We start from the raw sequence: 24,826 nt of genomic DNA on the forward strand, positions 1-24,826 counted from the left end.
TACCATTTCGCCATTGTCAACTTCTACGAAAAACTTTTTTAATTGTTAATTTTTCAAGGTGTTGTTGGCTACTTGTATTACTATATCACCTTTATTCGCAGAAGTCAACTTCTGTTTTTTATTCTTTTGATTAAAGTTCCTCATCAACTAATAAGCTCTTCATGAGGACGGATTCTCATTTTACAAAATAGCTACACATAAAGCAATACTTTTCTTCACTAAAAAACGACTGCTTCTATGAAACAGTCGTTTCCCGTTATTATCTCTTGTTAAACTCGTTAGGGTTTGGACCTTTGCGTCGGTTACGATTGATACCATTGATTTGTTCCATCTCTTCTGAAGAAAGCTCAAAATCAAATACATCAATATTTTCTTGAATTCTAGAAGGTGTCACAGATTTAGGTATTACAATTGAATTATTTTGTAGATGCCATCTTAATACGACTTGAGCAGGCGTTTTACTATGTGACTCAGCTAGTTTAATAATCACATCATCTTGTAGTACTTCTCCACCTTGGTCAAGAGGGCTCCATGCTTCTACGAAGATGTCATGCTTAGCGCAAAACTCTTTTAATTCATTTTGTGCTAAATATGGGTGGCACTCAATTTGGTTTAAGACTGGCTTTACTTCACATTCGTTAAGTAGTCTCTCTAAATGCGCAATTTCAAAATTACACACACCAATTGCTTTAACCTTTCCATCATGGTAAAGCTTTTCCATTGCCTTAAATGTTTCAACATATGTATCGTGTTCTGGTGTAGGCCAATGAATTAAGTATAAATCAATATAATCTAGACCTAACTTTTTCAGACTTAATTCAAAAGCTTCTATTGTGCTTTCGTAACCTTGGTCACTATTCCAAACCTTCGTTGTAATGAATAATTCTTCACGGGGTACATTGGATTCCTTAATCGCTTTTCCTACACCCTCTTCGTTTCCATAAATCATAGCGGTATCGATGGAACGGTAACCTGCTTCAATCGCAGCCGTTACGGCAGCTGTAGCCTCGTCATCTTTCACTTGCCAAACACCGAAACCAAGCTGTGGCATTTTTACACCATTGTTCAACGTTACAAAGTTCATATTCATTCTCCTTTAAGAAAGATTTACTTGATAACCTTGGAAGAAAATAGATTTCCTTGTTAATTTTAATAAAGATAATTTAAAATTTAAAGTAGTCAAATGTTTTTAATATAGTCACCTATTATTAACTTAGTATAAAAATGATACTGGGAGTTGAAGTTTTGAAGGATCCAGCATGTTCAATTGAGAAAACGTTAGAGATTATCGGAAACAAGTGGTCATTCCTTGTTCTAAGGGAATTATATGATGGCACAAAACGCTTTAATGAACTAAGAAGGTCGATTGAGGGCATTAGCCCTAATGCACTTACCTCCACTTTAAAGCACTTAGAACAAAAAGAAGTCGTTAAACGAAAAGCAATTCCTACTGTACCTGTTACAGTTGAATATTCTCTTACCGAGAAGGGTCAATCATTTAATAGCGTGTTAAAAGAAATGAAAAAGTGGGCAAGAGAATGGGGCTAATATCTTCGGTCAACCACACCTCCGAATAATAGTTTGATCTACCTTATTCTAATTATCCTTTCTATTAGAAATAACAATAACTGTAGAGCAATGCTCTACAGTTCATTATTAAAACGAAGTAGTTGCTTGAACCTTTTCAGTTCCGGCTGGCTCAATTATTTCTTCCGATGGTAGCTTTTCTATTTTAAATCCTGTATACGCATAGATAATTGCCACAATTGGACTGATTATACAAAGCAGCGCGTATGGCGCATATTGAAAGGTGGATACTCCAAGGGTAGCGGTCATAAATGCGCCACATGTGTTCCATGGAACTAGAGGAGAGGTCATCGTCCCCGCATCTTCTAGTGTTCGAGATAAGTTCTTTGGATGCAGGCCACGCTTACGGTAGGCAGTTAAGTACATTCTACCTGGCAGTAGAATTGATAGGTACTGATCACATGCGACAATGTTAGCAGTGATACAGGTCGCTACCGTTGTTGTAATTAAACTACCTGTTGATTTGGCCATTCTTAATAGGCTTGTCACAAGTGTATTCATCACTCCACTTGTTTCTAAAATCCCTCCAAAGCTCATCGCAATCATAACGAGAGATACAGTGTACATCATCGCTTCCGTTCCGCCATTGTTAAGCAAATTATCCAATACTTCATTGCCTGTTTCCATTTCAAAGCCATATACCATAATCGATAAAATACTGCCGATTGACTCACCCTGAACAGTGATGGCAACAATCCCCCCTAGAATTGATCCAATAACAAGGCCTGGGATCGCGGGTGTTTTCATAGCAATAATCCCAAGAACAATAACAGGAATTAGGAGTAACCAAGGACTGATAATGAAAATATCAGCTAACTCTTGTTGAAGAGTTGCAATGTCATTCACACCAGCTCCTTTTCCTTTAAACGTAAGGCCGATAAAAAAATAAATGACAACGGAGAGGACAAGGGCTGGTATCGTCGTATAAAGCATATGCCGTATATGGTCAAAGAGTTGAACACCCGTGATCCCAGGTGCCATATTCGTTGTTTCAGACAAAGGAGAAATTTTATCCCCAAAGTAACAGCCAGAGATGACGGCCCCAGCCACCATAGCTGGATTAATACCTAAACCAATTCCAACTCCCATAATAGCAATCCCTATTGTTCCTGCAGCTGTCCATGCATTTCCCGAAGCGATAGCTACTACACTACAAATGATGGCGGCAGCTGGGAGGAAATAGGTTGGAGATAGTATATCTAACCCGTAGTAAATCATGGTCGGAACAATTCCGCCTGCTAACCACGTCCCAATAATGGTACCAATAATCATTAAGATTAATAAGGCTTGGAGTGCCAGAGATACTGCTTTGATAATCCCTTGCTCAAGCTCTCGCCAAGTATATCCTAAATAAATGGATACTAGTGAGGCCACAGTGGCACTAAGCAAGAGGGGAATATGTGGATCTGCTTCAAACATGAAAATTCCTGTAAATAAAAATACAATCATGGCTCCGATTGGAATCAAAGCAACTGCTAGTGATGGCTGTTTCTTTTCTTTCATTATCATCCCTCTTTCAATATAAAATAGATTGCTATTTTTATATTGCAATTTCCGTGCCAGATGTAATATTCTTAATTTTCTGTTATCAACTTCCTTTCTCCTGCTTGATTAGAAAGCAATTCTGCATAATCCATTCAATTTTGCATAGTTAGCTTTTTCCACATCAAAAAAACCTAGTTCCGTATAGAAACCAGGTTTTTAAGCACTCTTTATATATTTAGTCCAATGGAAATATATTTTACCTCTAGGAACTCTTCTAGACCGTGATGGCCCCCTTCTCGACCTAACCCACTTTCTTTATAACCCCCAAATGGTGCTTGAGCCGTTGACGGAAGACCATCATTTAAGCCGATTATTCCGTATTCAAGCTCCTCGGTGATCCGGAAGGCACGACTTAGGTTTTCGGTAAACACATAGGCAGCTAAGCCGTAGACCGTATTATTGGCTCTCTCAATCACTTCCTCTTCTGTTTGAAAGGTAGCAATGGCTGCTAGTGGTCCAAAAATTTCTTCTTCAATGCACATCATTTGATCATTCACATTTGTGAGAATCGTTGGTGGAAAGAAGAATCCTTCTTCCCCATCTTGCTTATCTCCTTGATACACAATCTTTCCACCTTTATCAATCGCATCTTCAAGAATTTCATTTACTTTATCTACAGCAGGTTGATCAATAAGGGGACCGATATCAATTCCTTCTTTTATACCGTTACCGATTTTAAGTTTGCTTAGTTCATTTTTAAAGAGTTCGACAAATGGATCGAGAACCGATTCTTGAACGTAGATACGGTTCGTACAAATACATGTTTGACCGGCATTCCGAAACTTTGAAGCCAGTAACCCTTTGGCCGCTTTCTCTAAGTCCGCATCGTCCATGACGATAAAAGGAGCGTTTCCGCCTAATTCTAGGGAAATCTTCTTCACCGTATCAGCAGCGCCTCTCATAAGTACCTTCCCTACTTCAGTTGAGCCCGTAAAGGTAAGCTTACGAACGCGTGAATCCTTTAACCAAGCATCGCCAATTTCTTTTGATTTCCCGGTTACCACGTTAAATACCCCAGCTGGAATGCCTGCTTTTCCCGCTAACTCCGCTAGTTTCAGAGCAGTTAGTGGCGTTTGCTGAGCGGGTTTGACCACCACCGTACAGCCTGCGGCAAGAGCGGGGGCAACCTTTCTTGTGATCATCGCAGCTGGGAAATTCCATGGAGTAATCGCTGCAACAACCCCAACTGGTTCTTTTCTAACTAAGATACGCTTATTTGGATGCGTTGCTGGAATGGTTTCTCCATAAATTCTCTTTCCTTCTTCGGCATACCAAGAAAGAAAGCTATTGGCATAGTTCACTTCACCTATTGCTTCATTAACAGGCTTTCCTTGCTCCAGTGTCATCAATGTCCCAATTTCTACTTTATGCTCATCAATAAGATGGAACCATTTCATAAGCATCTGACTGCGTTCGTCTGCGGTTTTTTTCGACCAAGCTTTAAAGGCCTTATGAGCGGCATCTACTGCAGCCTTCGCTTCCAATGTTCCTCCATTTGGAATCCTGCCAATCACTTCTTTTGTCGCGGGGTTCATAACATGAATAAAATCCTCGCATTCGTCACCAACCCATTGGCCATCAATATACATTTTGTATAGATGCTGTTTTTGAAAAGCGATATTCGAACTCATCTACTTACCCTCTCTTTATATATATTGGGGAGATAAAACAGCCTCTAAGGATTCTTCTAAAATGAATAATCCTTCTTCAAGCTGCTCATCTGAAATCGTTAAAGGCATTAATAGTCTAATCACATTCCCAAAAATCCCTGCACTAAGTAATAGCAATCCTCTATTAGTCGCCTCTCGAACAATACGACTAACTAGTTCCTTGTCCGGCTGTTTAGATGTCTTATCCTTTACCATTTCAAATGCACACATCGCTCCTAAGCCACGGATGCCATCCACTTGCTCAAATCGATCAGACCATTGTTGAAACTTGTTCATTACTATTCTACCAATTCGTTCCGCTCGTACATTCAATTGTTCTTCTTCTATAATATCTAGGACCGCGAGAGCTGCTTGGCAGCCTAATGGGCTTCCTGCATACGTTCCACCGATTTCTCCTGGCAGGCTCACATTCATAATCTCTTCTCGCCCAATCACTCCGCTGATTGGAACACCAGCTGCCATAGACTTCGAAATAGTGATGAGATCTGGTTCCACACCAAAATGGTCAATCGCAAAGTAACGGCCCGTTCGTCCAAAGCCCGTTTGAATTTCATCTGCAATAAATAATATTCCGTGCTCCTTACAAATAGTATACACACGCTGTACAAATTCACGGCTTGGTATGATAAAGCCTCCCTCTCCTTGCACCGGCTCCATCACAACAGCCGCAATCGTTTCTGGTGCGACCTCCGCTAATAGGAACTGCTCGAACTGCTGAATGATGTATTCATGATACTGCTCTTCATTCATTCCATTTGGCTTCCGGTACTCATATGGATAAGGAGCTTTATATACCTCTGGTGCAAAAGGTCCAAATTCATATTTATAAGGCTTTACTTTACTAGTCATTGTCATTGTCATTAACGTACGGCCATGAAACCCTCTCGTAAATGAGACAATTCCTTGTCTTTTCGTGTATTTTCTAGCAATCTTTACTGCATTTTCCACGGCTTCTGCCCCACTGTTAAAAAAGGCTGCTTGCTTTGGAAATTTGCCTGGAGCGAGCTCTGTTAACTTTTCCGCCAATGTGATATAAGACTCATACATCATGACGTTAAAACCGGTATGAACAAAGTCTTCCACTTGTCTCTTCAAAGCCTGAACAACCTTTGGGTGGGAATGACCAACATTGATCGTTCCAATAGCACCAGCAAAGTCGATAAATGTATTTCCATCAATATCCTCTACTAGTGCTCCTTCCGCCTTATGAACAAAAGCAGCACAATTATTACTAATTCCTTGTGGAACGACTCTTTTCCTTCTTTCTAATAATGCTTGTGATTTAGGCCCTGGAATAGACGTCTTTACTTGGGCAAATTTTTTCACGGACTCGGCACCTTCCTTAACGGAAAAAGGAGGCTTCCCTCCTTTTTCTCTTCTATGTTTTTTATTGGATCGAGTGTAGAACCTCTTTAAAGTTTTGAATGACTGTATTTACTTCATCGTACTGAATCGTTAGCGGAGGCTCAATTCGAATCGTTTTTGAGTTTACTAGAGTTCCAGCAACAAGAATGCCTCGTTCAAACATTCCTTTTGACACTTCCCAGCCAATCTCATCACGTTCAAATTCGATTCCAATCATCAAACCTTGGCCTCGAATTTCCATTACTAAGTCTTCATGACCTTCAGCAGCTTTCTTTAATCCTTGTAAGAAATATTCCCCCACCTCAGCCGCACGAGCTGGTAAGTTCTCTTCTAATAGAACGTCGATCGTTGCAATGGCAGCTGCACATGCGAGTGGGTTTCCACCAAATGTGGTTGTATGCATAAACGGGTTATCAAACCAGCTTTTAAACACCTTTTCTTTTGCAACGATGGCACCTGCTGGCATTACTCCCCCACCGAAGGCTTTGGCAAGACAAAGAATATCAGGCACAACATGATATAAGTCCGAAGCGAACATTTTCCCTGTACGTCCCATGCCTGTTTGTACTTCATCAAATATTAGTAATGCATCATACTGGTCACATAACTCACGAACCTGTTGTAAATACCCTTCTGGCGGAAGGATGATTCCACCTTCTCCTTGAATCGGCTCTAAAAGGACCGCTGCTACATCTTCTCCAACAAGCGCGCACGTTTCAAACGTTTTTCTCATCATATCGATGTCACCAAAGGGTACATGGCGAAATCCTGGAATCAACGGTAAAAATGGCTTACGGAACACTCCTTTGGCTGTTCCTGAAAGCGATCCAAGACTTTTCCCATGAAAAGCACGGGTTGTAGAAATAAATGTGGATCTTTCGCTATACATTTTTGCAAGCTTTAGCGCTGCCTCCACACTTTCCGTTCCACTATTGGTAAAGAAAGAATATTTCAAATCCCCAGGAGTAATATCTGCTAAAATTTTCGCTAACATTGCACGTAGTGGATCCAAAAGGTCTTGGCTGTGCAGAGCTTGACGCTTTAACTGGTCGCTTACCGCCTTCACGACTTTTTCATTTCGATGACCGACATTATAAATCCCAAAGCCACCAAGACAGTCGATGTATTCCTTGCCATTCACATCCTTAAAACATGAATCTTTATCCGACCATTCAACGGCTGCAGAGAGTCCTCCCTCTGTAACGGTTTTTCGGTAATCAAGGAATCCCGGATTTACATGGTCGCGGAAATGCTGAATCGTTTCCTTTGAGATCCAATTGGCCTCCGCCTCCGTAATCTCCTCTTTTTCTATCATATTTAATACCTGTTTAATGTACTGCTGAACATTCTTTTCCTTTACTTCCTCTTGTTTTTTCTCAATATTGGTACTCATATGATCTCTCCTATTCGTGTTTTATTTTGAAAACCAGCCAATGGGTTCGACTTGTAAATTAACATTAATCTGCTTAATCTCTTGGAATGTCTCTAGACCGTACGTTCCAAGCGCGCGTCCAAAACCACTTTGCTTATATCCGCCCCAAGGAGCTTCGTTGTAAGTATTATGGTAGGTATTGATCCAGGTAATTCCTGCTCGTAATTGTTTGACGACACGGAATGCCTTCGCTCCATCCTTCGTAAACACTGCTCCTGCTAGTCCATAATCCGTTCCATTTGCTAAAGCAATGGCTTCCTTCTCATCTTTGAACTTTTCGATTACAACAATTGGACCGAAGATCTCCTCTTGAACAATTCTCATGTCAAGAAGTGTATCAACGAAAACCGTTGGCTCGACAAAGTATCCCCCTTGCAAACCCTCTTTCTCGATTCGCTTGCCCCCACAAACCAACCGAGCTCCTTCGTTCTTTCCAATCTCTATATAAGATAGAACTCTTTCCAAATGCTCTTTGCTCACTAAAGGACCCATTTCTACCTCTGGATCATTACCTGGACCAACCTTGATTTGATTGGCGCGATCAACAAAGCGAGAAACAAATTTGTCGTAAATCTCTTCTTCTACTAAAATACGAGAACCTGCTGCACAAATTTGCCCTGCCCCTGCGTATATACCAAACAATGCATAATCTACTGCTGTTTCAAAATCAGCATCAGCAAACACAAGATTTGGGGATTTTCCTCCAAGCTCTAACGATAATTTTTTTAGGCTGTCTGCTGCTACCTTCATAATTTGTTTCCCTGTCTTTGTTCCGCCTGTGAATGAGACAAGGTCAACGTCCTTGCTCTCTGCTATGGCATTCCCAACAACATCACCAGACCCCATTACCATATTAGCAACGCCTTTTGGTAACCCTACCTCTTCAAAGATCTCGAATAACCTCGTCGGGGTAACCGGAGTCACTTCAGAAGGCTTGTAAACAACCGAGTTCCCTGCCGCAAGTGCCGGTGCTAGCTTCCAAACACTTAATAATAAAGGATAGTTCCACGGAACGATTAACCCACAAACTCCGACTGGTTCACGGACGACGATCCCTTGAACCGGATCGGAGACTGGATATGTCTCACCATTAGGCTTTGTAATTAAGCCCGCATAATAACGGAAGCATGCAGCGGCATCTGCCACATCAAAGCCAGCTTCTCTTAATGGTTTGCCATTGTCTAAGGTTTCTAGTTCGGCTAACTCCTCTGCTCGCTCCTCCATTTTTTCCGCGATTTTAAATAAATAGGCCGCTCGTTCAGCTGGAGGAGTTTGTGACCATATCCCACTTTCAAAGCTGGACTTCGCAATCTGTATGGCTTCTTTTACATCTTCGATTGTTCCTTCAGCTGCTTGGGCAATCACTTCGCCTGTTGCTGGATTATAAATATCACGTGTTTCTTTATTTTGTGATTCTCTCCATTCACCATTGATATACATCTTTAACGCATGCATGTTAATCAATCCTCCTTTTTTATTACTAATGCAAGAACCGTGCCAACACTTTTTGCTTTGAATAGTAGGAATCATTAAAAAAAGCTATGCAATTTTGCATAACCCTAGTTACCTTTGCATAACTAACTTTTCTACATAAAAATGGCACAGACATTTGTCTGTACCATTCTTAAAAAGAGACTTCTCCGTACTTGGCTTGTCTATCATTCATGATTTTTTGATATTTTCTACTAACGGATGACTGGCTGATACCGAGTGCTTTTGCTGCTTTTGTCGTGGTTTTATATTGCTTCATTGCTAGTAGTATTAGTTGCTCCTCAATATAGTCTTGCGCTTCCTGAAGCGGCATGACATTCGTAAATACTGGTTTCTCTTTTTTTAGATTACTATTAAAAGATAAAAACTGATTCACAAAATCAGCATCTAGAGAGGAATGATCAGCTGACACAGCTAATCGTTCAATCATATTTTGAAGTTCACGAATATTTCCTGGCCATGAATACACTTCCAGTAAATTCAAAGCATCTGGTGTAAAATGATAGTTTTTATTGTATTTCTCATTCAGCCTCTGAAGAAAATGATACGCTAGAAGTGGAATATCTTTTGGACGTTCGCGTAAAGGTGGGACATGAATAGGGATGACATTCAAACGATAATATAAGTCCTCACGAAAGGTTCCTTCTTGAACCATTTTTTCTAGCTTTTTGTTTGTCGCTGCAACAATTTGTACATTGATCGGTATCGGAGTGGTACTTCCAATCGGAACGACTTCTTGTTCCTGTAAGACTCGTAACAATTTCACTTGAAGGCTAACAGGCATTTCGCCAATTTCATCTAAAAATAATATCCCTTGATCGGCTTTTTGAAAATAACCCACTTTCCCATTTTTATCAGCACCTGTAAAAGAACCTTTGCTGTACCCAAACAGCTCACTCTCTAATAGATTCTCAGGAATAGCACCACAATTCAGCTTAAGAAACGGTTGATTCGCACGGTTCCCACTTTGATGAATGGCCTGAGCAATTAATTCCTTCCCTACACCTGATTCTCCCGTAATCAGAACCGTAGAGGAAAAATGCGAAATCTTCGTAACATGCTCCATAATTTGTTCCATTTTTGGACTGCAGTAAATAAGTCGGTTAAAAAGGCGGTCTTTATTTTTAATTCTTTCGAGTTCCTGCTTATACTGATTGGATTGTTTCTTCACTTCTCGTAATTCAGATTTTAATTTGGTTGTTTCTGTAATATCCCTTGAAGCGATAATGATTCGGTCAATGTTTCCATTTTCATCAAAGATCGGGTTCCCTACCGCTAGGATTCGCTTATTCCTCTGGGTTTCTTGAACAATCGATACCTTTTTCTTCTGTTCCAGTACTAACCGAGTAACAGACGGGGTAAATAGCCCCTCTCCTTCAAGCTCCAACAGATTCTTTCCCATTAATTCCTTTAACTCCACTCCCCAAAAGTCGGAAAGAAACGTTTCACTATATCGAAGCAGCTCTCCTTTATGGTTCACGACTAAAATTTCGTCATAAATCGTTGATAAAATGGCATTTAGATCTTTATTTAAATTTTTAATATGTTCAATTTCCATGGCCATATCCTCAACCATTGGCAAATCTTGAACGATAATGATAATCCCTTCTACTTCATTATTAAAGTCGAAAATAGGACTGTAATCTACAAGGACACCCATCGTATCAGTAATTTGAATTTGATTTAATATAGTTTGACCTGATGAAAACACGTGGTGAATATGTTCCCCATGAAAAATATCCTCAGCAGGTTTTCCAGAAACATCCTCTGAAGTTAGCTTAGTCATTCGAAGGCCTGATTCATTAAAGTTAATTATCTTCTTTTCCCGATCCACAACGAATATCCCCATCGGAATGGAGGTTAAGATTACCTTTAATAAATCAACACTGCCATGCGGTTCTTGTTTAAATAAGAGGGCCAGCACATCCTCCCGTTTAATATAACCAGATGGCTTCCCTTGATCATCCATTACAAGTGCAAACGGCTCACCAATAATTTGAAAAAGAACAGGAACAGAAATCGTAGGATTTAACTTGGACACGTTGGACATAGGAACTGATTTTTCTTGGAAGACTTTTGATAGACAGATATTTTCGTTTAGTGGCACATCCTTCATTTGGATATAAGAGAGTATCTCCTGATCCTTTTCAAGAAAAAGGATGGGCTCATTGTGCCTTGTAAGACACGCTACCCACTCTTCTTCTGGATCATCTAAATTTATGGATAAAATGGGTCTTATCTTATCTTTTTCTAATGTAAACAAACGTCCCCCTCCTTTTTATCCTTTTCTTTTTATTATATACTGCAAAAATATTAATTTTCAAATTTTCAAACAAGTATGAAAAAGGAGATGGATCCTCCATCTCCACACTTCTTAGTCACATCCTGTTGGGATCAAATCATCTTTAATAAAAGCCAGCACCATGCCAGGAATAATGCTATCGCCCGTTTTCACTTCTATGGAAACGACTTCCCCACTAAGACCGACACTCACTGTTTCTAGATTTCCATTTACCGTTCGAATCGTAAATAACTTTTCCCATTCATAAATTCGTGAATGGACCTCAATTGCCACTTCCTCTACTTTACCGCTAACAGTACTCACAACAAAATCGTGTTCCACAACTCACCCTCCTAACTTAATATTGATCAGAAACTCCGTTATGGTTAAGTACCATCCTAAAAAACGTCTTACATTCCTCCACATCTACGTCAACGATGGCTAATCTCTCTGCCCAATACTCTTCATTTTCGATATCATCTTGGCACATTAATGCCCACTTCCCTGCTTGCATGGAAACGACCATCGCTTTGTCAAAAAACTGATGTGAATAGACAATCGTAAAATCATAACGGTGAGATCCAATTGATAAACAATAATAATGGATAGGTTGTGTTTCTCTTTCCTCTAATAACACTTCAACCATTTCCTCCACTCCCCTCATATTTTGATCCAGCCGCGAAGCTGTGACGTTTCCGCTAATGCCTGTATACCAACGATATAAGCCGCTATTTTTAAATTGGTACGATACTTTTTGCTCACCTGGAGGATTTGATCAAAGCTGATTTCCATTTTTTCTTTTAATTTTTCATCAACCTCTCGCTCCGACCAATAATATCCTTGGTTGTTTTGGCACCATTCAAAATAAGAGACGACGACTCCTCCTGAATTCGCTAGTATGTCCGGAACAACGAGAATATCCTTTTCCATAAGCACGTTTAATGCTTCCTTTGTCGTCGGTCCGTTCGCTGCTTCAAGTACAATTTGACACTTTAACTTATTGGCATTACGTTTTGTAATCTGGCCACCTAGTGCCGCCGGAACGAGGACGTCACATTCCTTTTCAAGTAACTCTTGATTGGAGATGGTCTGTTTGAAGAGATTGGTTACTACACCAAAGGAATCTCTACTATCCATTAGATAAGGAATATCTAATCCCTTTTCATCATAAATGCCACCAAGCACATCAGAAATCCCTACTACCTTTGCTCCACGCTCATATAAGTACAAAGCTAAATAACTACCGACATTTCCAAAACCTTGAATGATAATCTTTAAATCTTTTATAGGTAATTTCTTTACTTCTAACACCTTTTGGAGCGTATATAGTAAACCCTTTGATGTAGCCGTTTCGCGTCCTTTTGAACCACCTAATGCTATGGGCTTTCCGGTAATAAACCCCGGGTTATCAAATTCACGAATAAAGTTATATTCATCAAGCATCCAAGCCATTATCTGTGCGTTCGTATATACGTCAGGGGCTGGAATATCCTTTGTCGGTCCAACAATTTGGCTGATGGCTCTCACATACCCCCTGCTTACCATTTCTAGCTCTCGCAAACTCATCGTTCGAGGATCACATACAATTCCTCCTTTTGCCCCTCCGTATGGAAGACCTGTAATCCCACATTTCATACTCATCCAACCAGCTAGTGCTTTCACCTCTTCTGGGGTGACGTCTGTGTGAAAGCGAATTCCACCTTTTGTAGGACCTGTCGCGTCATTGTGCTGAGCCCGATACCCTCGGAAAATCTTGGTCGTGTTGTCGTCCATACGGACAGGAATATTCACTTCAAGAAAACGCAAGGGCTCCTTCAAAAGCTCAAAAACTTCCTCAGGATACCGTAAAATTTCAATCGCTTCTTTTAAGATTGAATGAAATTCCAACAGAGGATTATCTTGAAGTCCTTCCTTTTTTTCGATTGTTTGTTTTTTCGACTCGACGACTGAGTCAGCCATGATAACACCTCATTCTTATAATTTGTTATTAGAGATGCAAGAGCCGTGCCAACTTAATGAAAAGGCAGATATTAGGCTTCATCCTGTGAACATGACAGAGGACATCCTACTAAACTGAATAGACTATTCAATTCTGCATAATTAAAAACAAGACAAAAAATCCCCTATCACATGACCGTTTACTAGTCACCCATAGGGGATTGGAAAATGTTTTCTCTATACTTAATTTGTTCATATAAGATAGCCGTCAAGGTTTGTATGACTAAAAATATTGGAAATGAATAGGCTATTCGAAACCCTTTTTGCAGATTAATGATCCCTAACTGGGTAAAAAGCCAATGAGCACCCACTCCGACGATCGCCCACGCAAACACATAAAAAATAACCTTCTTCTTATTAATTTTAAATCTATGATAAAAATAGAAAAAGAAATACCCAAAAGGACTAAATAAAAGGAAATATACCACATCCGTCACTTCATAGGAATTGGAATCATTAACCCTATAAAAATCGAGAAGTCCTCCACCTATCGTAAACTCGATTAATATCCCTACAGTAAAACCCCAAACTAAACTTAAAAGTGTGATATGTGGTTTGAATATTTTTTTCCTTAACACAAGAAATAAGACAACAAAGACAAAAGTAAGTAAAATCAATAGGTAAATTTCATTGTTGTCAAATTGCTTCCACATTTTCATAACAGGGTTACCTCCTCTTTTATAAGCTTTCTATACATCTGTAAAGAGAAGTACGCTATTAAATGTAGAGAAATAAAATATAAAACATCGTACAACGTATTCCAATTATTTAGCTTTGTAATATTAAGAAAGTTCCCTATCATCTTTAATCCAAGAAGAATAACCGTAGAAAGACCTACATATAAATAAGCCTTTCCCTTCACATTGGCTGATCTAACGGCAGCATTTAATGTAATAACAATAATCAAAGGGATTCCAATACTTCGATTCATTAAAAAGGCTGTATAATCCAATGGCTGTCTTGATAATTCTAGAAACTTAAACTCTTCAAATATGATCCAAGACCAGTTCACGCTTACGATTAATATAATTAAAAACACAAATATATTTTCAACAAAAGAAAGTGATTTTTTCATTACCGTAAACAATACAGTTACAAGCCACGATACAAAAAAATAGAAGACGAAACCCAAATGAATCCTCCTCAAAAGTTTGGTTTTATCTTTTGCCAAAATACACTGATATATTCGTATATGTATAAAATTGAAATTTTTCCCAACGCTTTATAATCATTATAAATAACCGATATAACTGATACACCATATCTCTTGGTAACAGAGATAGAACGTCACAACAAAGGAGAACGTCATGTTTACCGTACCAAACTCCGCCTTCATTCTTGAAAGTGATTATACCTTTTCACTTGTTTTTTTATCTATAGTAATAGCCTGCAGCGCCTCTTATACCGCGCTCTCTTTGAATGAGAGAATCCAGCACAATAGCTTCTTTCATCGTTTTATTTGGATTGGATTAGCCTCCGTAGCAATGGGCTTTGGCATTTGGTCGATGCATTTCATTGGAATGGGTGCACTCAACCTTCCTTTCGATATGCAATATGATCCTTTTTTAACGCTCCTTTCTATCTTTCCTGCCTTGACTGCATCGCTTTTAGCTTTTTATATTGCTAATCGCCAGAATCAGAGTATTATTGCATTTATTTTTTCTGGAGTCATTATGGGACTTGGCATTTCAGCAATGCACTATATGGGCATGGCAGCAATGGAAATGGAGGTGAAACACGCCTATAATTTAGGGACTTTTGTGGCATCCATCCTGATCGCGATGACAGTATCCTTCGTTGCACTTTACATTTTTTCATCATTACAACGGTTGATGAATCGCAGAGTGATCAAAATGATAACAAGTTTGATTATGGGATTGGCTGTTTCGAGTATGCACTACACAGGAATGGCATCTGTTGTTTTTTATGTAGATGCTGACATTGCTATCCCTACAAACCATTCTCATTCAACCCATACATGGGTTCTTGTAATTGCGGTTGCGATTGGAACTTTCGTTTTACTCATCCTTTCTAGTTTGTCTGGTGCATTGGATCGATATGTTGATTACCGAATGAATTTTTTCGATCCCTTAACGAAGCTTCCTAATCGGCGTCAGTTTGAGAAGGCAATTCACCAGTTTTTACATGCAAATACAATAGCAATTCTGCATATTCATGACCTCGAGAAATGGAATATTGGGTATGGATACAAGTTTGGAGATAGAATTCTTACGGAAGTAAGTCAGTTATTGCTGAAGTTAAAATCAACGTCTTTAGAGATTTATAGAGTAGAAGGGAACCGGTTTGCTTTTATATGTAAGGAAGATACAAATGAACAACTAAAAACGACATTAGAGAGAATTTCGTCTATTTTAAAGGTGCCTTTACAGTTGGATGACCATACGGTTCTAGTAAATACAGTTAGTGCATTAGCTGTTAAGGAACGCAATGAAACAGCGAACCAACTGTACGCTAATGCTGTTGCTGTTCTGCATCATCCCTCTATCGAATATCAAAATCAAATCATTGAGTATAATCCGAAGATTCATACGTATAATTTTGAGCAGCGCCTTTTATCTGATATCGATACCGCTATGGAGAATAACCACCTATACATCGTGTATCAGCCAAAAATAAATGCATCTTCACATGAAATCTTAGGTGTCGAAGCACTCATCCGTTGGAATCATCCTGTTCATGGCTTTCTCTCACCTGGTCTATTTATTCCGGTGTTAGAGAGAAGTGGGAAAATGTTTGATGTGACCGATTGGGTCATTGCAAAAGTGTGTCAGCAGCTTGATCAGTGGAATAAGGAAGGTCAACCTGTGCGGCACATAGCTATCAATATCCCCGGTACCTACATTACATCTGCCAGACTGTTAAAAACTCTTAATAACTGTGTAGACAAGTATGCTATTTTGGCCAAAAATCTTGAACTAGAAATTACAGAAACAAGCGTAGTGAGTGATATTGAAAACGCCATACGTGCAGTAGGAGAAATACGAAAACAGGGATTTTCTGTAGCTCTTGATGACTTTGGGACAGGGGTTTCCTCATTGTCGTATTTAAAAAGACTACCAATTTCTACGTTAAAAATTGATAAATCCTTTGTAGACGGTGTACCAGAGTGTAAGAAGGAATCAGCAATTATTACCGCTATTGTCTCTCTCTGTCATTCGTTAGACATTGAAACCGTAGTTGAAGGTGTGGAAAATGTAAAGCAAGTCAACTATCTAACATCAATGCCAAAAATACCAACCATTCAAGGCTTCTATTTTGCTAAACCAATGAAACAAGAGGAGCTTATCACTTGGATGAAGCAATTCCATTCGCACCGTAATGAACTTTCAAATTCCATATAATTTGGTTAAAAAGGTATCGGCCCATTGGACGGTACCTTTTCTTGTGTCTGCTGTGACTTAAAGCATATGAGCAAACCATATGAAAATGGTATGCTAGCGATGCACAAAAGGAGGGATTTCAATTGAAACGAATTGTAACACTTAGTACTCGTAAACTAGTAGATACAGTCAAACACGGTGGTTGTGGCGCTTGCCAAACATCTTGCCAGTCCGCTTGTAAGACGTCGTGTGGAGTGGCGAATCAAAAATGTGAAAACCATTTAAACAGATAGAAATACATATCCCGCCCACTACATTCAGATGGGCGGCCATTTTTTTATTATAAGGAGACAAACATCACATATGATCCATCAATATAAATTAAACGGGTATAACATTGTCCTCGATACGTACAGTGGCTCGGTCCATGTGGTAGATGAACTAGCATACGATATAATCGGACTTTACGAACACGCTTCTTCTGATACAATCGTGGCATCCATGCTGGACAAATATAACCAAGATTCCCGAATTACCGAGATTGAAATAAGAGAAACTCTTAAAGATATTGAGGAACTAATAAATAATGGACAACTATTTACGGAAGATGAATTTAAAGACCTTTCTATTGATTTGAGAAAACGCAAAACCTATGTAAAAGCTCTATGTTTTAATGTTGCACATACCTGCAATCTATCATGTGATTACTGTTTTGCTAGCCAAGGGAAATATAACGGTAATCGGGCTATTATGAGCTATGACGTAGGAAAAAGAGCCATTGATTTCTTATTGGAACATTCCGGGCACCACCGAAACCTTGATATTGATTTCTTCGGTGGTGAACCGCTCATGGCATGGAACGTTGTTAAGCAAATCGTTTCATATGCACGAAGCAAAGAACAGGAGTATAGAAAGAATTTTCGGTTTACTTTTACGACAAACGGTATGCTGTTAAACGATGAAGTAACCGAATTTTTAAACGAAGAAATGGATAACGTGGTACTAAGTCTAGATGGTAGAAGAGAGGTACACGATCGACTTCGTAAAACAGTCAATGGCAAAGGAAGCTATGACCATATCGTTCCCAAGTTCCAGCAGTTCATTAGAAAGCGTGGAGAGAAAGAGTATTACGTTCGAGGAACGTACACACATGACAATGTCGACTTTACAAACGACATTTTTCATATCGCTGACCTTGGCTTTGATAAGCTGTCAATGGAACCGGTTATTTGTGACCCAAAGGAACCCTATGCTCTAACCGAAGAAGATCTCCCATACATTTATAATCAATACGAAATTCTTGCGAAGGAAATGATTGCTAGAGGTGAGAAAGGAAAAGGATTCACCTTCTACCATTACATGTTGGATTTATCCGAAGGACCTTGTATTCAAAAAAGAATATCTGGTTGCGGCTCTGGCACTGAATACCTCGCTGTTACTCCGTGGGGCGAACTCTTCCCTTGTCATCAATTTGTTGGCGATGAAGAATTTAGCATGGGAAACATCTGGGACGGGGTAACAAAGCCAGAAATTGAAGCACAATTTAAAGAAAGCAACTGCTACTCAAAGGCAGAATGCCAGAATTGCTGGGCAAAGCTGTATTGTAGTGGTGGTTGCCCTGCTAACTCACTGCACGCAACAGGTTCCATTAATGGAACCTACGATTTCAGCTGCGATATCTTCCGTAAAAGAGTTGAATGCTCAATGATGGTCAAGGTTGCTGAGTCTATTTGAGAGATGGAATAATATAACCCTATAAAAGAGGCCAGGTTATCATCAGATTGCTTTTGATGATAACCTAGCCTTCATTACACCCTGAAATGAAATGCAAAAATCTCGTGAACAAATCCAAATGTTCACGTATTTGAAAAGAAATCTGCATCGCCACTGCACCTTTATTTTGTAATATGAATATGAGAGGGTAATTTTGGAATAGAAAGGGTGTTTCTAATGAATTACGAAGAAATTAAACAGGACATTACCTTAAAAATTGAGGTTTTGCAAAGAAAATTAGAGGACCCAGACATAACACCATCTGAAACAGAAATGATTCAAAATATGATTAACAACTACCAGTATATTTCTGAGCTTGCAGAAATGAACCATTATCATCGGGGATTAATGTAGTAAAGCTTTTACAAGGGCTATGGTATTTAGCTCTTGTTTTTTTAATATTGACCAGCTTTTCTACCATATTTCCACATATTTCTTACACGGTAGGGGAATTTTATTACCTATTAAAAGTGTAAGGAGAACTCACAGTGAACGAAAAATTATTTAAAGTAATTAATCAATATTCGGGTCGTTTATCTTTCATTGATTTTTTAATGATATTTTTTTCGAATAAGATACGTTATGTGTTTGTTTTTGTATTAATTTTCATGTGGTTTAAAAATGGTATTTACAGAAAAGCAACCTATAAAGCTGGGATTTCTGCTGGGATTACGTTACTGTTCCATACATTAATTAAGCTCATGTATTACAAGCCTAGACCTTTTGTTAAACGACGAGTTGGTCTACTTATCCCCGCAAAAAGGGATTCAACCTTTCCAAGCAAACATACATTACTTGTTTTTGCTATATCAACTTCCATCTATCTTTATCACCGTGTAATTGGTTCCGTATTAGGGGTGCTAGCTTTATTAACAGGATTCTCACGTATTTGGGTAGGAGCCCATTATCCATACGATATTGTAGGGAGTGCTGCTATTGGTACTATGACCAGTATTATTTTTGACAAGACCACAAAACAGAATTTTGATTAAAAATACCCATCACAAGAGATGGGTATTTTGACCAATTAATTGGTTTTTTCAGGTCCTTTATTAGGGATTAATTCTTCTGCAATTTCAGCTAGCCCAGCAAGATTCCCCATTTTATTCATTTTCCCTATATCGAAGTTATTCATCATGTTATTGATAGGAGAGTTCATCTTATTATTTCTTCTTAATAGAAAAGCAGCTACACTGACTCCTATACTTAACAATGAACCCCACATCCACCCTCTACCGTTCCTTTTCTTCCCGAACAATGCCATTAAAGGGTTTCCTCTAGTTTGAAATAGTGACATGATCCAGTTATTCATCTTTACCCCCACCTCATCTAATCAATTTTGAATCCACTTTTCACTATTTAGATTTCTCCTCAAGAAACCTATACATCCTGACAAAATATTGGTGGTTTAGGAATACCATTTTTAAAACCAAAAATAAGGAATAATGATTTGATTATAAGACACCCTAAAAAAGGGTTCTCGAAACTTATCCGACAACCCTGCTTACTCATTGAAAGTTCTTGCTATTTTCTGATCCCCCAGTTCCGTGCATACTCTTATAGTGTTCCTCTAATTGCTGAACAGATAAATCCGGATGCATGTTCTTCAAATGTTCTTTCATTTGACCAAAATTCATGTTTTTACCGTTCATCATTTCGGCCATATTTAAATGCATCATTTCTTCCATATTTGAATCGGAGTTTACCATCCTATCCATCATCATATTTTCGTTTGAGATTCCTTCACTTTCTTGAGCAGAAACGTAATAAATACCTGTACCTCCTCCCAAGAGTAATCCAGCTCCTAATGAAATGACGAGTAGATTCTTTTTCATCATACACCTTCTCCTTTTTTAAAAATTTTGTTTATAACTAATACGTCCTCATGCACTTATTATCACTACATCTATACTATAGAAAAGAATCATGGAGAAAGTATGGAGATTTTAATGATTCTCAACCATTAAACGATAAAATTCCTGTTATAAACTCCTCACCTCACTTAGGAAAAAATATATAATAATAATGAGGTGTTTACTATGTGTGTTTCTAATCATGCGTTTGAATTTCAAGCATATAAAATGAGTGAACAAATAATAAACCATACAATATACCAACCTGTGAGAGTCGTTTATTTTGGGGAGAAAGACGCTTATGTAAACGATATTAATCCGTTAGAGCTAATTACAAAAATTATACTGCAGGACAATGAAGGACATTACTATGAGGTGGAACCTAGCGAAAATGGGATAAGGTTTGCCAAGGGAGAAATCACCTATCAAGAGTATTTACAATTGGGAAAAAAGGATATTAGAAACCTAATTACTTATTCTTCTGCTTCTATTGGCACTATATTTATTTTAAGCTGGGCATTGGTCAATTATTTTCTCTGAGGATAGTGAAAAAAAGACCTGTCCCTCGTAATATGAACAGGAAATTTTCATTTTATAAAATATCCATCCGAATTTTTACAGCAGTGTGATAGCGAATGAATTCTTCACACACAAGTAAATCCTTGTAGATTCTACAAGGATTTACTACTAACTAATTCCCTTCCTCAGCAGCCAATGCATCGGCCTTCGTCTCATGAATGGTACCAAATGGGTGCTGTGGGGGCGCATAAATGGAGTAGAGTTTTAGTGGTTTATTCCCCGTATTGACGACATTATGCCATGTACCTGCTGGTATGATCAAAGCAAAATCATCAACTACTTTTTCTTCAAAATCTAACTTATCTTTCTGGGGACCCATTCGAACCACCCCTTCCCCTTCTTCCACTCTCAAAAATTGATCGAGTTCAGGGTGAATTTCTAATCCGATGTCCTCACCAACATTAATACTCATTAAGGTTACCTGTAAATGGCTTCCTGTCCATAAGGCTGTGCGGAAGGTATCGTTTGCTTTCGTCGCCCTGTTAATATCCACAACAAAGGGTTTCCTTCCATAGTCCGTTACTCGAGAAGTGACTTCTTCACTTAAAAACCTAAAGCAGGCAGCATTTTCTTGTTCACCATTTAATGCCCATAAAAATACATTCTGTATCATTGGATGATGAATAAGCGAAAAACCCCTTTGATATTCATCATATCCCGCTACTTCTATTTCATAAGCCTTTTGTAACCCATCTTTGTAGTTAACAAAAGGAATTTGATCCACTTGGTAGACTGGCAAAGTGCCAGTAAATTGCACATAAAGATTGTTTAATTGTGTAAGCTGGGCTTTTTTTCTTTCTATAGCATGCAAAATATCGGTCTGATGCATGTCATTTGGAGCGACATTGACTAATTGTCTATATAACTCAATGGCCTCTGCCTCTCTTTTTATTCGGCTAAGTAGAACATTACATACTTGTTGATGATTCTCCTCATGATTTCTATTCCTATAATCAGAAGAATAGTTTGGGGTATTTGCCCAATAAGGATGCGAATACGTATTCGGAACAAAATACATGTTGGTCATTCCCCTCCAGAATTTTTATAAAACATCATATGCCTCTGACCAGAGAATGTACGTTGATTTACATAATTAAACTAGTTGACTTCATCACTAAAGATAAAATCAAAGTAATTTAGAGATCTATGTTATATTCAAGACATAGACTTTTTTTAGAAATCGGTAGATTCAAAAACTTGAGGAGGATTGCATATGAAATTTATCAAGGATAAGGAATGGCTTCTTAAGAATCTAGATCAGAAAGATGTAAGAATCATCGATTGCCGCTTTGCGCTTTCCAACCCTGAATTAGGAAAGCAAGAATATGACAACAGTCATATTCCGGGAGCGGTATACTTTGATTTAGAGAAGGATCTCTCTAGTCAAGTTAGTAGCCACGGTGGAAGGCACCCTATGCCAGAAATCAATAAACTAAAAGAAAAACTCGAAATAGCAGGCATTGATGAGAATACAACCATCGTTGCTTATGATAACGGTGAAGGAGCCTATGCAGCTAGATTTTGGTGGATGCTAACTTATCTAGGACATAAAAGAGTATATGTACTTGATGGAGGTTATAAAAATTGGTTAAAATCCAATTACCCTACCACATCTGATGTCCCTGTATTTGACAAGTCGGAATTCCATGTTGATGTTCAATCTTATCTATTAGCTGACGTAAAAGAGGTACAAGAAGTTGTATCTAGTGGTAATCCAAATATCATACTAATTGACTCACGTGAGAACAAAAGATACTTAGGAATCGAAGAGCCGATTGATAAGAAGAAAGGCCATATTCCAGGCGCTATTAACAAGCCTTGGATGGAAGGACTTCGTGATGGATATTATCACTCTATGGAAGAACAAAAACTAAGATTTTCAAGCCTTGACCCTGATAAGGAACTGATCGTTTATTGTGGTTCTGGAGTAACAGCAGTACCAAACCTTATTACACTAAAAGAAGCTGGCTTTGAAAAAGTACGACTTTACTTAGGAAGCTTTAGTGATTGGATTTCTTACGAAGAGAATAAAATAAAGTAATATTCATATCTAAAAGCTGTCAAAACGACAGCTTTTCTTAATTTCTCATCCATATATTTTATTATTTAATATATCCTTTATGGTATAGCTTTGAAGAGCAGACTGAAATTGTTCTTCCGCCTTTGAGATAACTAATGAAATAAATTGTTCGGTTCCTGTTGAAGGGACTGACCAGTAGGGAGTTGGTGAATGGTTTTCGAAGGCCAGATAAACACTTCTCACCGTAATCTCATTCGAATCCTTATACAAGCTATATCCACCGTATCTTCCACCATGAGCCTTTACAATAGCTGCCTTCACTAACTTAGCTAATATTTTTCTTACAAAAGTAGGATCCTCACCAAGTAGTGTTGCTATATTTTTACTTTTTAATATGTGATTAGATTCTGCCAGTAACGCTATCGCTCGTAAAGCAACATGAAACCACTTGGGACCAAGATCTCCTGATTGAGTGATAAGTTGCACGAAATCTCTCCTCTCATGTACGCCCCTATGTTAGAATTTTCTAAAAACTTATTGACCATTATATCATAGCCTAGCTGAGTTTAATTGTGAATTATTTACCGTAATTATATAAGCACCTATAAAAAACCGACCTTTCATTCAAAAAGAAGTAGACTAACCTAATTCAATGAGACAATATAAAACACCTTCGAAATGGTACACTTAATAAAAGTGGATTCGGAGGTGTTTTTGCATGGGCAAAAACGTATATTCAGGTGAAACAAAGTGGGCAGTAGTAAAGGATAAGATGAGTGGTCAATTTACAAACGAGGAAATTATGAAAAAGTATGGAATTAAGAATGTATCTCAAATCAAAACATGGATGAGATGGTATCGTGAAAATCAAGTACACAGATTTAATCAGCCTATAGGTAAACAGTACACTTATGGACATGGACCTGAAACAAAAAGTGACGAGGAAAAGAAAGAACAACAAATAACGCACTTGAAAATGGAGAATGAAATCTTAAAAAAGTATTTGGAGATCGAAAAGGAGTTGAAAAAGAAGTAGTTCTCCAGTTAGTACAAAAATTACGAAAAAAGTACAGCGTTACAGCGATTTTATCTGCTTTAAATATCCCTAGAGCTACATACTACCGTTGGGCATCTTCTAAACAAGCTAAATTGTCTATGAAAGAAGAAGCAATTATTTCACTATGTAAAGAAACAAAATATCGCTATGCCACCGAAAAATTAAAATGTTACTAAAGCGTAAGTATAAAATAGAGTTAAATCGTAATACCGTACAACGTATCATGCAAAAATATCACCTACAATGCCGAGCGAAAATTAAGAGGAAATGGAAATCTCAGGGCGAATCAGTCATAATAGCTCCCAACCTATTAAAAAGAGATTTTCAAGCATCATCACCTAATCAAAAATGGGTAACGGATATAACTTATATTCAGTATGGTTCAACTACACTGTATCTATCGACCATAATGGACTTATATAACAATCAAATTGTTTCCTATAAGCTATATTCACATCAACAAACTCCCCTAGTTATAGACACTTTAAAAGATGCTTTAGATGAAAGAGGATACCCAGAAGGAGTAATCATACATTCTGATCAAGGAAGTGTATATACCTCTTATTCGTTTCAAAACTTCGTGAAAGAAAAGAACTTGGTGAGCAGCATGTCAAGAAGAGGGAACTGTTGGGATAATGCAGTAATTGAGTCATTTCACTCTAACCTAAAATCAGAGGAATTTCAGTATGTAAAGTTTAATTCTATTTCTTTGGAGAAGGTAAGCGAAAAAGTTGATCACTATATAAAATATTACAATGAAGAGCGTATCCAAGAAAAATTAGGCTACCACACACCAATAGAAATCGGTAATATGGCTGCCTAAAAGGGTGTTTT

24 protein-coding genes and 1 pseudogene are annotated in these 24,826 nt (G+C 38.3%); 9 read left to right on the top strand and 16 right to left on the bottom strand.

Annotated features, from left to right (window positions below):
* Nucleotides 1–259: 259 nt before the first annotated feature.
* The gene (locus BKO01S_RS21705; RefSeq protein WP_066059586.1) at nt 260–1,084 is read right to left on the bottom strand and encodes an aldo/keto reductase; all 825 of its coding nucleotides are present in this window, start codon (nt 1,082–1,084) and stop codon (nt 260–262) included.
* A gap of 161 nt (nt 1,085–1,245) precedes the next feature.
* Between BKO01S_RS21705 and BKO01S_RS21710 the strand changes: the two genes are divergently transcribed.
* Nucleotides 1,246–1,548, top strand: a complete 303-nt coding sequence (locus tag BKO01S_RS21710) for a winged helix-turn-helix transcriptional regulator (RefSeq protein WP_439951058.1) — start codon at nt 1,246–1,248, stop codon at nt 1,546–1,548.
* Between the two features lie 108 nt (nt 1,549–1,656).
* On the opposite strand, the gene nhaC is transcribed toward BKO01S_RS21710, so the two are convergent.
* The 11 genes from nhaC to BKO01S_RS21765 all read right to left on the bottom strand — a co-directional run bounded on the left by nhaC (nt 1,657) and on the right by BKO01S_RS21765 (nt 14,501).
* A complete protein-coding gene (gene nhaC, locus BKO01S_RS21715) occupies nt 1,657–3,090 on the bottom strand; it encodes a Na+/H+ antiporter NhaC (protein WP_066059592.1) in 1,434 nt (477 codons plus the stop codon).
* 209 nt (nt 3,091–3,299) lie between these two features.
* Nucleotides 3,300–4,721 (bottom strand): NAD-dependent succinate-semialdehyde dehydrogenase, encoded by a 1,422-nt coding sequence (locus tag BKO01S_RS21720; protein ID WP_066059667.1) that lies wholly within the window; start codon nt 4,719–4,721, stop codon nt 3,300–3,302.
* A 57-nt stretch (nt 4,722–4,778) separates the two neighbouring features.
* Nucleotides 4,779–6,128 (bottom strand): 4-aminobutyrate--2-oxoglutarate transaminase, encoded by a 1,350-nt coding sequence (gene gabT / locus BKO01S_RS21725; RefSeq protein ID WP_066059595.1) that lies wholly within the window; start codon nt 6,126–6,128, stop codon nt 4,779–4,781.
* A 61-nt stretch (nt 6,129–6,189) separates the two neighbouring features.
* Nucleotides 6,190–7,560, bottom strand: a complete 1,371-nt coding sequence (locus BKO01S_RS21730; protein ID WP_066059598.1) for a putrescine aminotransferase — start codon at nt 7,558–7,560, stop codon at nt 6,190–6,192.
* Between the two features lie 21 nt (nt 7,561–7,581).
* Nucleotides 7,582–9,054, bottom strand: a complete 1,473-nt coding sequence (locus BKO01S_RS21735; protein WP_066059601.1) for an aldehyde dehydrogenase family protein — start codon at nt 9,052–9,054, stop codon at nt 7,582–7,584.
* A gap of 169 nt (nt 9,055–9,223) precedes the next feature.
* Entirely contained in the window at nt 9,224–11,353 is a 2,130-nt protein-coding gene (locus tag BKO01S_RS21740; RefSeq protein WP_066059604.1) for a sigma 54-interacting transcriptional regulator, read from the bottom strand.
* Between the two features lie 111 nt (nt 11,354–11,464).
* Nucleotides 11,465–11,713: a biotin/lipoyl attachment domain-containing protein gene (locus BKO01S_RS21745; RefSeq protein ID WP_066059607.1), complete on the bottom strand. Its 249-nt coding sequence runs from the start codon at nt 11,711–11,713 to the stop codon at nt 11,465–11,467.
* Between the two features lie 16 nt (nt 11,714–11,729).
* Entirely contained in the window at nt 11,730–12,017 is a 288-nt protein-coding gene (locus tag BKO01S_RS21750; protein ID WP_066059610.1) for an SAV0927 family protein, read from the bottom strand.
* 14 nt (nt 12,018–12,031) lie between these two features.
* Nucleotides 12,032–13,330 carry a Glu/Leu/Phe/Val family dehydrogenase gene (locus BKO01S_RS21755; protein WP_066059613.1) on the bottom strand — a complete coding sequence of 433 codons (1,299 nt, stop codon included), beginning with the start codon at nt 13,328–13,330 and terminating at the stop codon, nt 12,032–12,034.
* 182 nt (nt 13,331–13,512) lie between these two features.
* Nucleotides 13,513–14,028, bottom strand: coding sequence for a hypothetical protein (locus BKO01S_RS21760; protein WP_066059617.1), 516 nt, complete (start codon nt 14,026–14,028; stop codon nt 13,513–13,515).
* Nucleotides 14,025–14,501 (bottom strand): hypothetical protein, encoded by a 477-nt coding sequence (locus BKO01S_RS21765; protein ID WP_066059619.1) that lies wholly within the window; start codon nt 14,499–14,501, stop codon nt 14,025–14,027. The genes BKO01S_RS21760 and BKO01S_RS21765 overlap by 4 nt, the downstream gene beginning before the upstream one ends.
* Before the next feature lie 175 nt (nt 14,502–14,676).
* On the opposite strand from BKO01S_RS21765, the gene BKO01S_RS21770 reads away from it, so the two are divergent.
* The 5 genes from BKO01S_RS21770 to BKO01S_RS21780 all read left to right on the top strand — a co-directional run bounded on the left by BKO01S_RS21770 (nt 14,677) and on the right by BKO01S_RS21780 (nt 19,475).
* A complete protein-coding gene (locus BKO01S_RS21770; RefSeq protein WP_066059622.1) occupies nt 14,677–16,731 on the top strand; it encodes a putative bifunctional diguanylate cyclase/phosphodiesterase in 2,055 nt (684 codons plus the stop codon).
* A 122-nt stretch (nt 16,732–16,853) separates the two neighbouring features.
* A complete protein-coding gene (gene scfA / locus BKO01S_RS24095) occupies nt 16,854–17,003 on the top strand; it encodes a six-cysteine ranthipeptide SCIFF (protein ID WP_084362181.1) in 150 nt (49 codons plus the stop codon).
* 70 nt (nt 17,004–17,073) lie between these two features.
* Nucleotides 17,074–18,444: a thioether cross-link-forming SCIFF peptide maturase gene (gene scfB / locus BKO01S_RS21775; RefSeq protein WP_066059625.1), complete on the top strand. Its 1,371-nt coding sequence runs from the start codon at nt 17,074–17,076 to the stop codon at nt 18,442–18,444.
* Nucleotides 18,445–18,660: 216 nt separating this feature from the next.
* Complete coding sequence (locus BKO01S_RS24495; RefSeq protein WP_157077433.1) at nt 18,661–18,837, top strand: DUF3896 family protein; 177 nt, start codon at nt 18,661–18,663, stop codon at nt 18,835–18,837.
* Nucleotides 18,838–18,971: 134 nt separating this feature from the next.
* On the top strand, nt 18,972–19,475 hold the full coding sequence (locus tag BKO01S_RS21780) for an undecaprenyl-diphosphatase (protein WP_066059627.1): 504 nt from the start codon (nt 18,972–18,974) through the stop codon (nt 19,473–19,475).
* A 35-nt stretch (nt 19,476–19,510) separates the two neighbouring features.
* Here the strand turns inward: BKO01S_RS21780 and BKO01S_RS21785 are convergent, their stop codons facing one another.
* Together BKO01S_RS21785 and BKO01S_RS21790 are read right to left on the bottom strand one after the other, a co-directional pair.
* Nucleotides 19,511–19,795, bottom strand: coding sequence for a hypothetical protein (locus BKO01S_RS21785; RefSeq protein WP_066059630.1), 285 nt, complete (start codon nt 19,793–19,795; stop codon nt 19,511–19,513).
* 196 nt (nt 19,796–19,991) lie between these two features.
* Nucleotides 19,992–20,318: a hypothetical protein gene (locus tag BKO01S_RS21790; protein ID WP_066059669.1), complete on the bottom strand. Its 327-nt coding sequence runs from the start codon at nt 20,316–20,318 to the stop codon at nt 19,992–19,994.
* Nucleotides 20,319–20,522: 204 nt separating this feature from the next.
* On the opposite strand from BKO01S_RS21790, the gene BKO01S_RS21795 reads away from it, so the two are divergent.
* The gene (locus tag BKO01S_RS21795) at nt 20,523–20,876 is read left to right on the top strand and encodes a hypothetical protein (RefSeq protein ID WP_066059633.1); all 354 of its coding nucleotides are present in this window, start codon (nt 20,523–20,525) and stop codon (nt 20,874–20,876) included.
* A 151-nt stretch (nt 20,877–21,027) separates the two neighbouring features.
* Here BKO01S_RS21795 and BKO01S_RS21800 read toward each other — a convergent pair whose 3' ends face one another.
* Nucleotides 21,028–21,933: a cupin domain-containing protein gene (locus BKO01S_RS21800; protein ID WP_066059635.1), complete on the bottom strand. Its 906-nt coding sequence runs from the start codon at nt 21,931–21,933 to the stop codon at nt 21,028–21,030.
* 195 nt (nt 21,934–22,128) lie between these two features.
* Here BKO01S_RS21800 and BKO01S_RS21805 point away from each other — a divergent pair, with 195 nt between their 5' ends.
* A complete protein-coding gene (locus tag BKO01S_RS21805) occupies nt 22,129–22,956 on the top strand; it encodes a sulfurtransferase (protein WP_066059637.1) in 828 nt (275 codons plus the stop codon).
* Between the two features lie 45 nt (nt 22,957–23,001).
* On the opposite strand, the gene BKO01S_RS21810 is transcribed toward BKO01S_RS21805, so the two are convergent.
* A complete protein-coding gene (locus BKO01S_RS21810; protein WP_066059640.1) occupies nt 23,002–23,421 on the bottom strand; it encodes an Rrf2 family transcriptional regulator in 420 nt (139 codons plus the stop codon).
* A 232-nt stretch (nt 23,422–23,653) separates the two neighbouring features.
* Here BKO01S_RS21810 and BKO01S_RS24100 point away from each other — a divergent pair.
* Nucleotides 23,654–24,815, top strand: a pseudogene (locus BKO01S_RS24100) (IS3 family transposase).
* The last annotated feature ends 11 nt before the right edge of the window (nt 24,816–24,826 follow it).

It is taken from the genome of Robertmurraya korlensis NBRC 107688 (genome assembly GCF_001591645.1).
In the GTDB taxonomy this organism is placed as follows: Bacteria; Bacillota; Bacilli; order Bacillales; family Cytobacillaceae; genus Robertmurraya_A.

What these genes read in the sequence shown, in the direction of transcription:
- BKO01S_RS21785 (WP_066059630.1), bottom strand. Translation starts at nt 19,795, where the DNA reads ATGAATAACTGGATCATGTCACTATTTCAAACTAGAGGAAACCCTTTA.
- BKO01S_RS21795 (WP_066059633.1), top strand. Translation starts at nt 20,523, where the DNA reads ATGTGTGTTTCTAATCATGCGTTTGAATTTCAAGCATATAAAATGAGT.
- BKO01S_RS21755 (WP_066059613.1), bottom strand. Translation starts at nt 13,330, where the DNA reads ATGGCTGACTCAGTCGTCGAGTCGAAAAAACAAACAATCGAAAAAAAG.
- BKO01S_RS21770 (WP_066059622.1), top strand. Translation starts at nt 14,677, where the DNA reads ATGTTTACCGTACCAAACTCCGCCTTCATTCTTGAAAGTGATTATACC.
- BKO01S_RS21720 (WP_066059667.1), bottom strand. Translation starts at nt 4,721, where the DNA reads ATGTATATTGATGGCCAATGGGTTGGTGACGAATGCGAGGATTTTATT.
- BKO01S_RS21805 (WP_066059637.1), top strand. Translation starts at nt 22,129, where the DNA reads ATGAAATTTATCAAGGATAAGGAATGGCTTCTTAAGAATCTAGATCAG.
- BKO01S_RS21735 (WP_066059601.1), bottom strand. Translation starts at nt 9,054, where the DNA reads ATGCATGCGTTAAAGATGTATATCAATGGTGAATGGAGAGAATCACAA.
- BKO01S_RS24495 (WP_157077433.1), top strand. Translation starts at nt 18,661, where the DNA reads ATGAATTACGAAGAAATTAAACAGGACATTACCTTAAAAATTGAGGTT.
- BKO01S_RS21760 (WP_066059617.1), bottom strand. Translation starts at nt 14,028, where the DNA reads ATGAAAATGTGGAAGCAATTTGACAACAATGAAATTTACCTATTGATT.
- BKO01S_RS21705 (WP_066059586.1), bottom strand. Translation starts at nt 1,084, where the DNA reads ATGAACTTTGTAACGTTGAACAATGGTGTAAAAATGCCACAGCTTGGT.
- BKO01S_RS21750 (WP_066059610.1), bottom strand. Translation starts at nt 12,017, where the DNA reads ATGGTTGAAGTGTTATTAGAGGAAAGAGAAACACAACCTATCCATTAT.
- BKO01S_RS21800 (WP_066059635.1), bottom strand. Translation starts at nt 21,933, where the DNA reads ATGTATTTTGTTCCGAATACGTATTCGCATCCTTATTGGGCAAATACC.
- BKO01S_RS21790 (WP_066059669.1), bottom strand. Translation starts at nt 20,318, where the DNA reads ATGAAAAAGAATCTACTCGTCATTTCATTAGGAGCTGGATTACTCTTG.
- nhaC (WP_066059592.1), bottom strand. Translation starts at nt 3,090, where the DNA reads ATGAAAGAAAAGAAACAGCCATCACTAGCAGTTGCTTTGATTCCAATC.
- BKO01S_RS21730 (WP_066059598.1), bottom strand. Translation starts at nt 7,560, where the DNA reads ATGAGTACCAATATTGAGAAAAAACAAGAGGAAGTAAAGGAAAAGAAT.
- scfB (WP_066059625.1), top strand. Translation starts at nt 17,074, where the DNA reads ATGATCCATCAATATAAATTAAACGGGTATAACATTGTCCTCGATACG.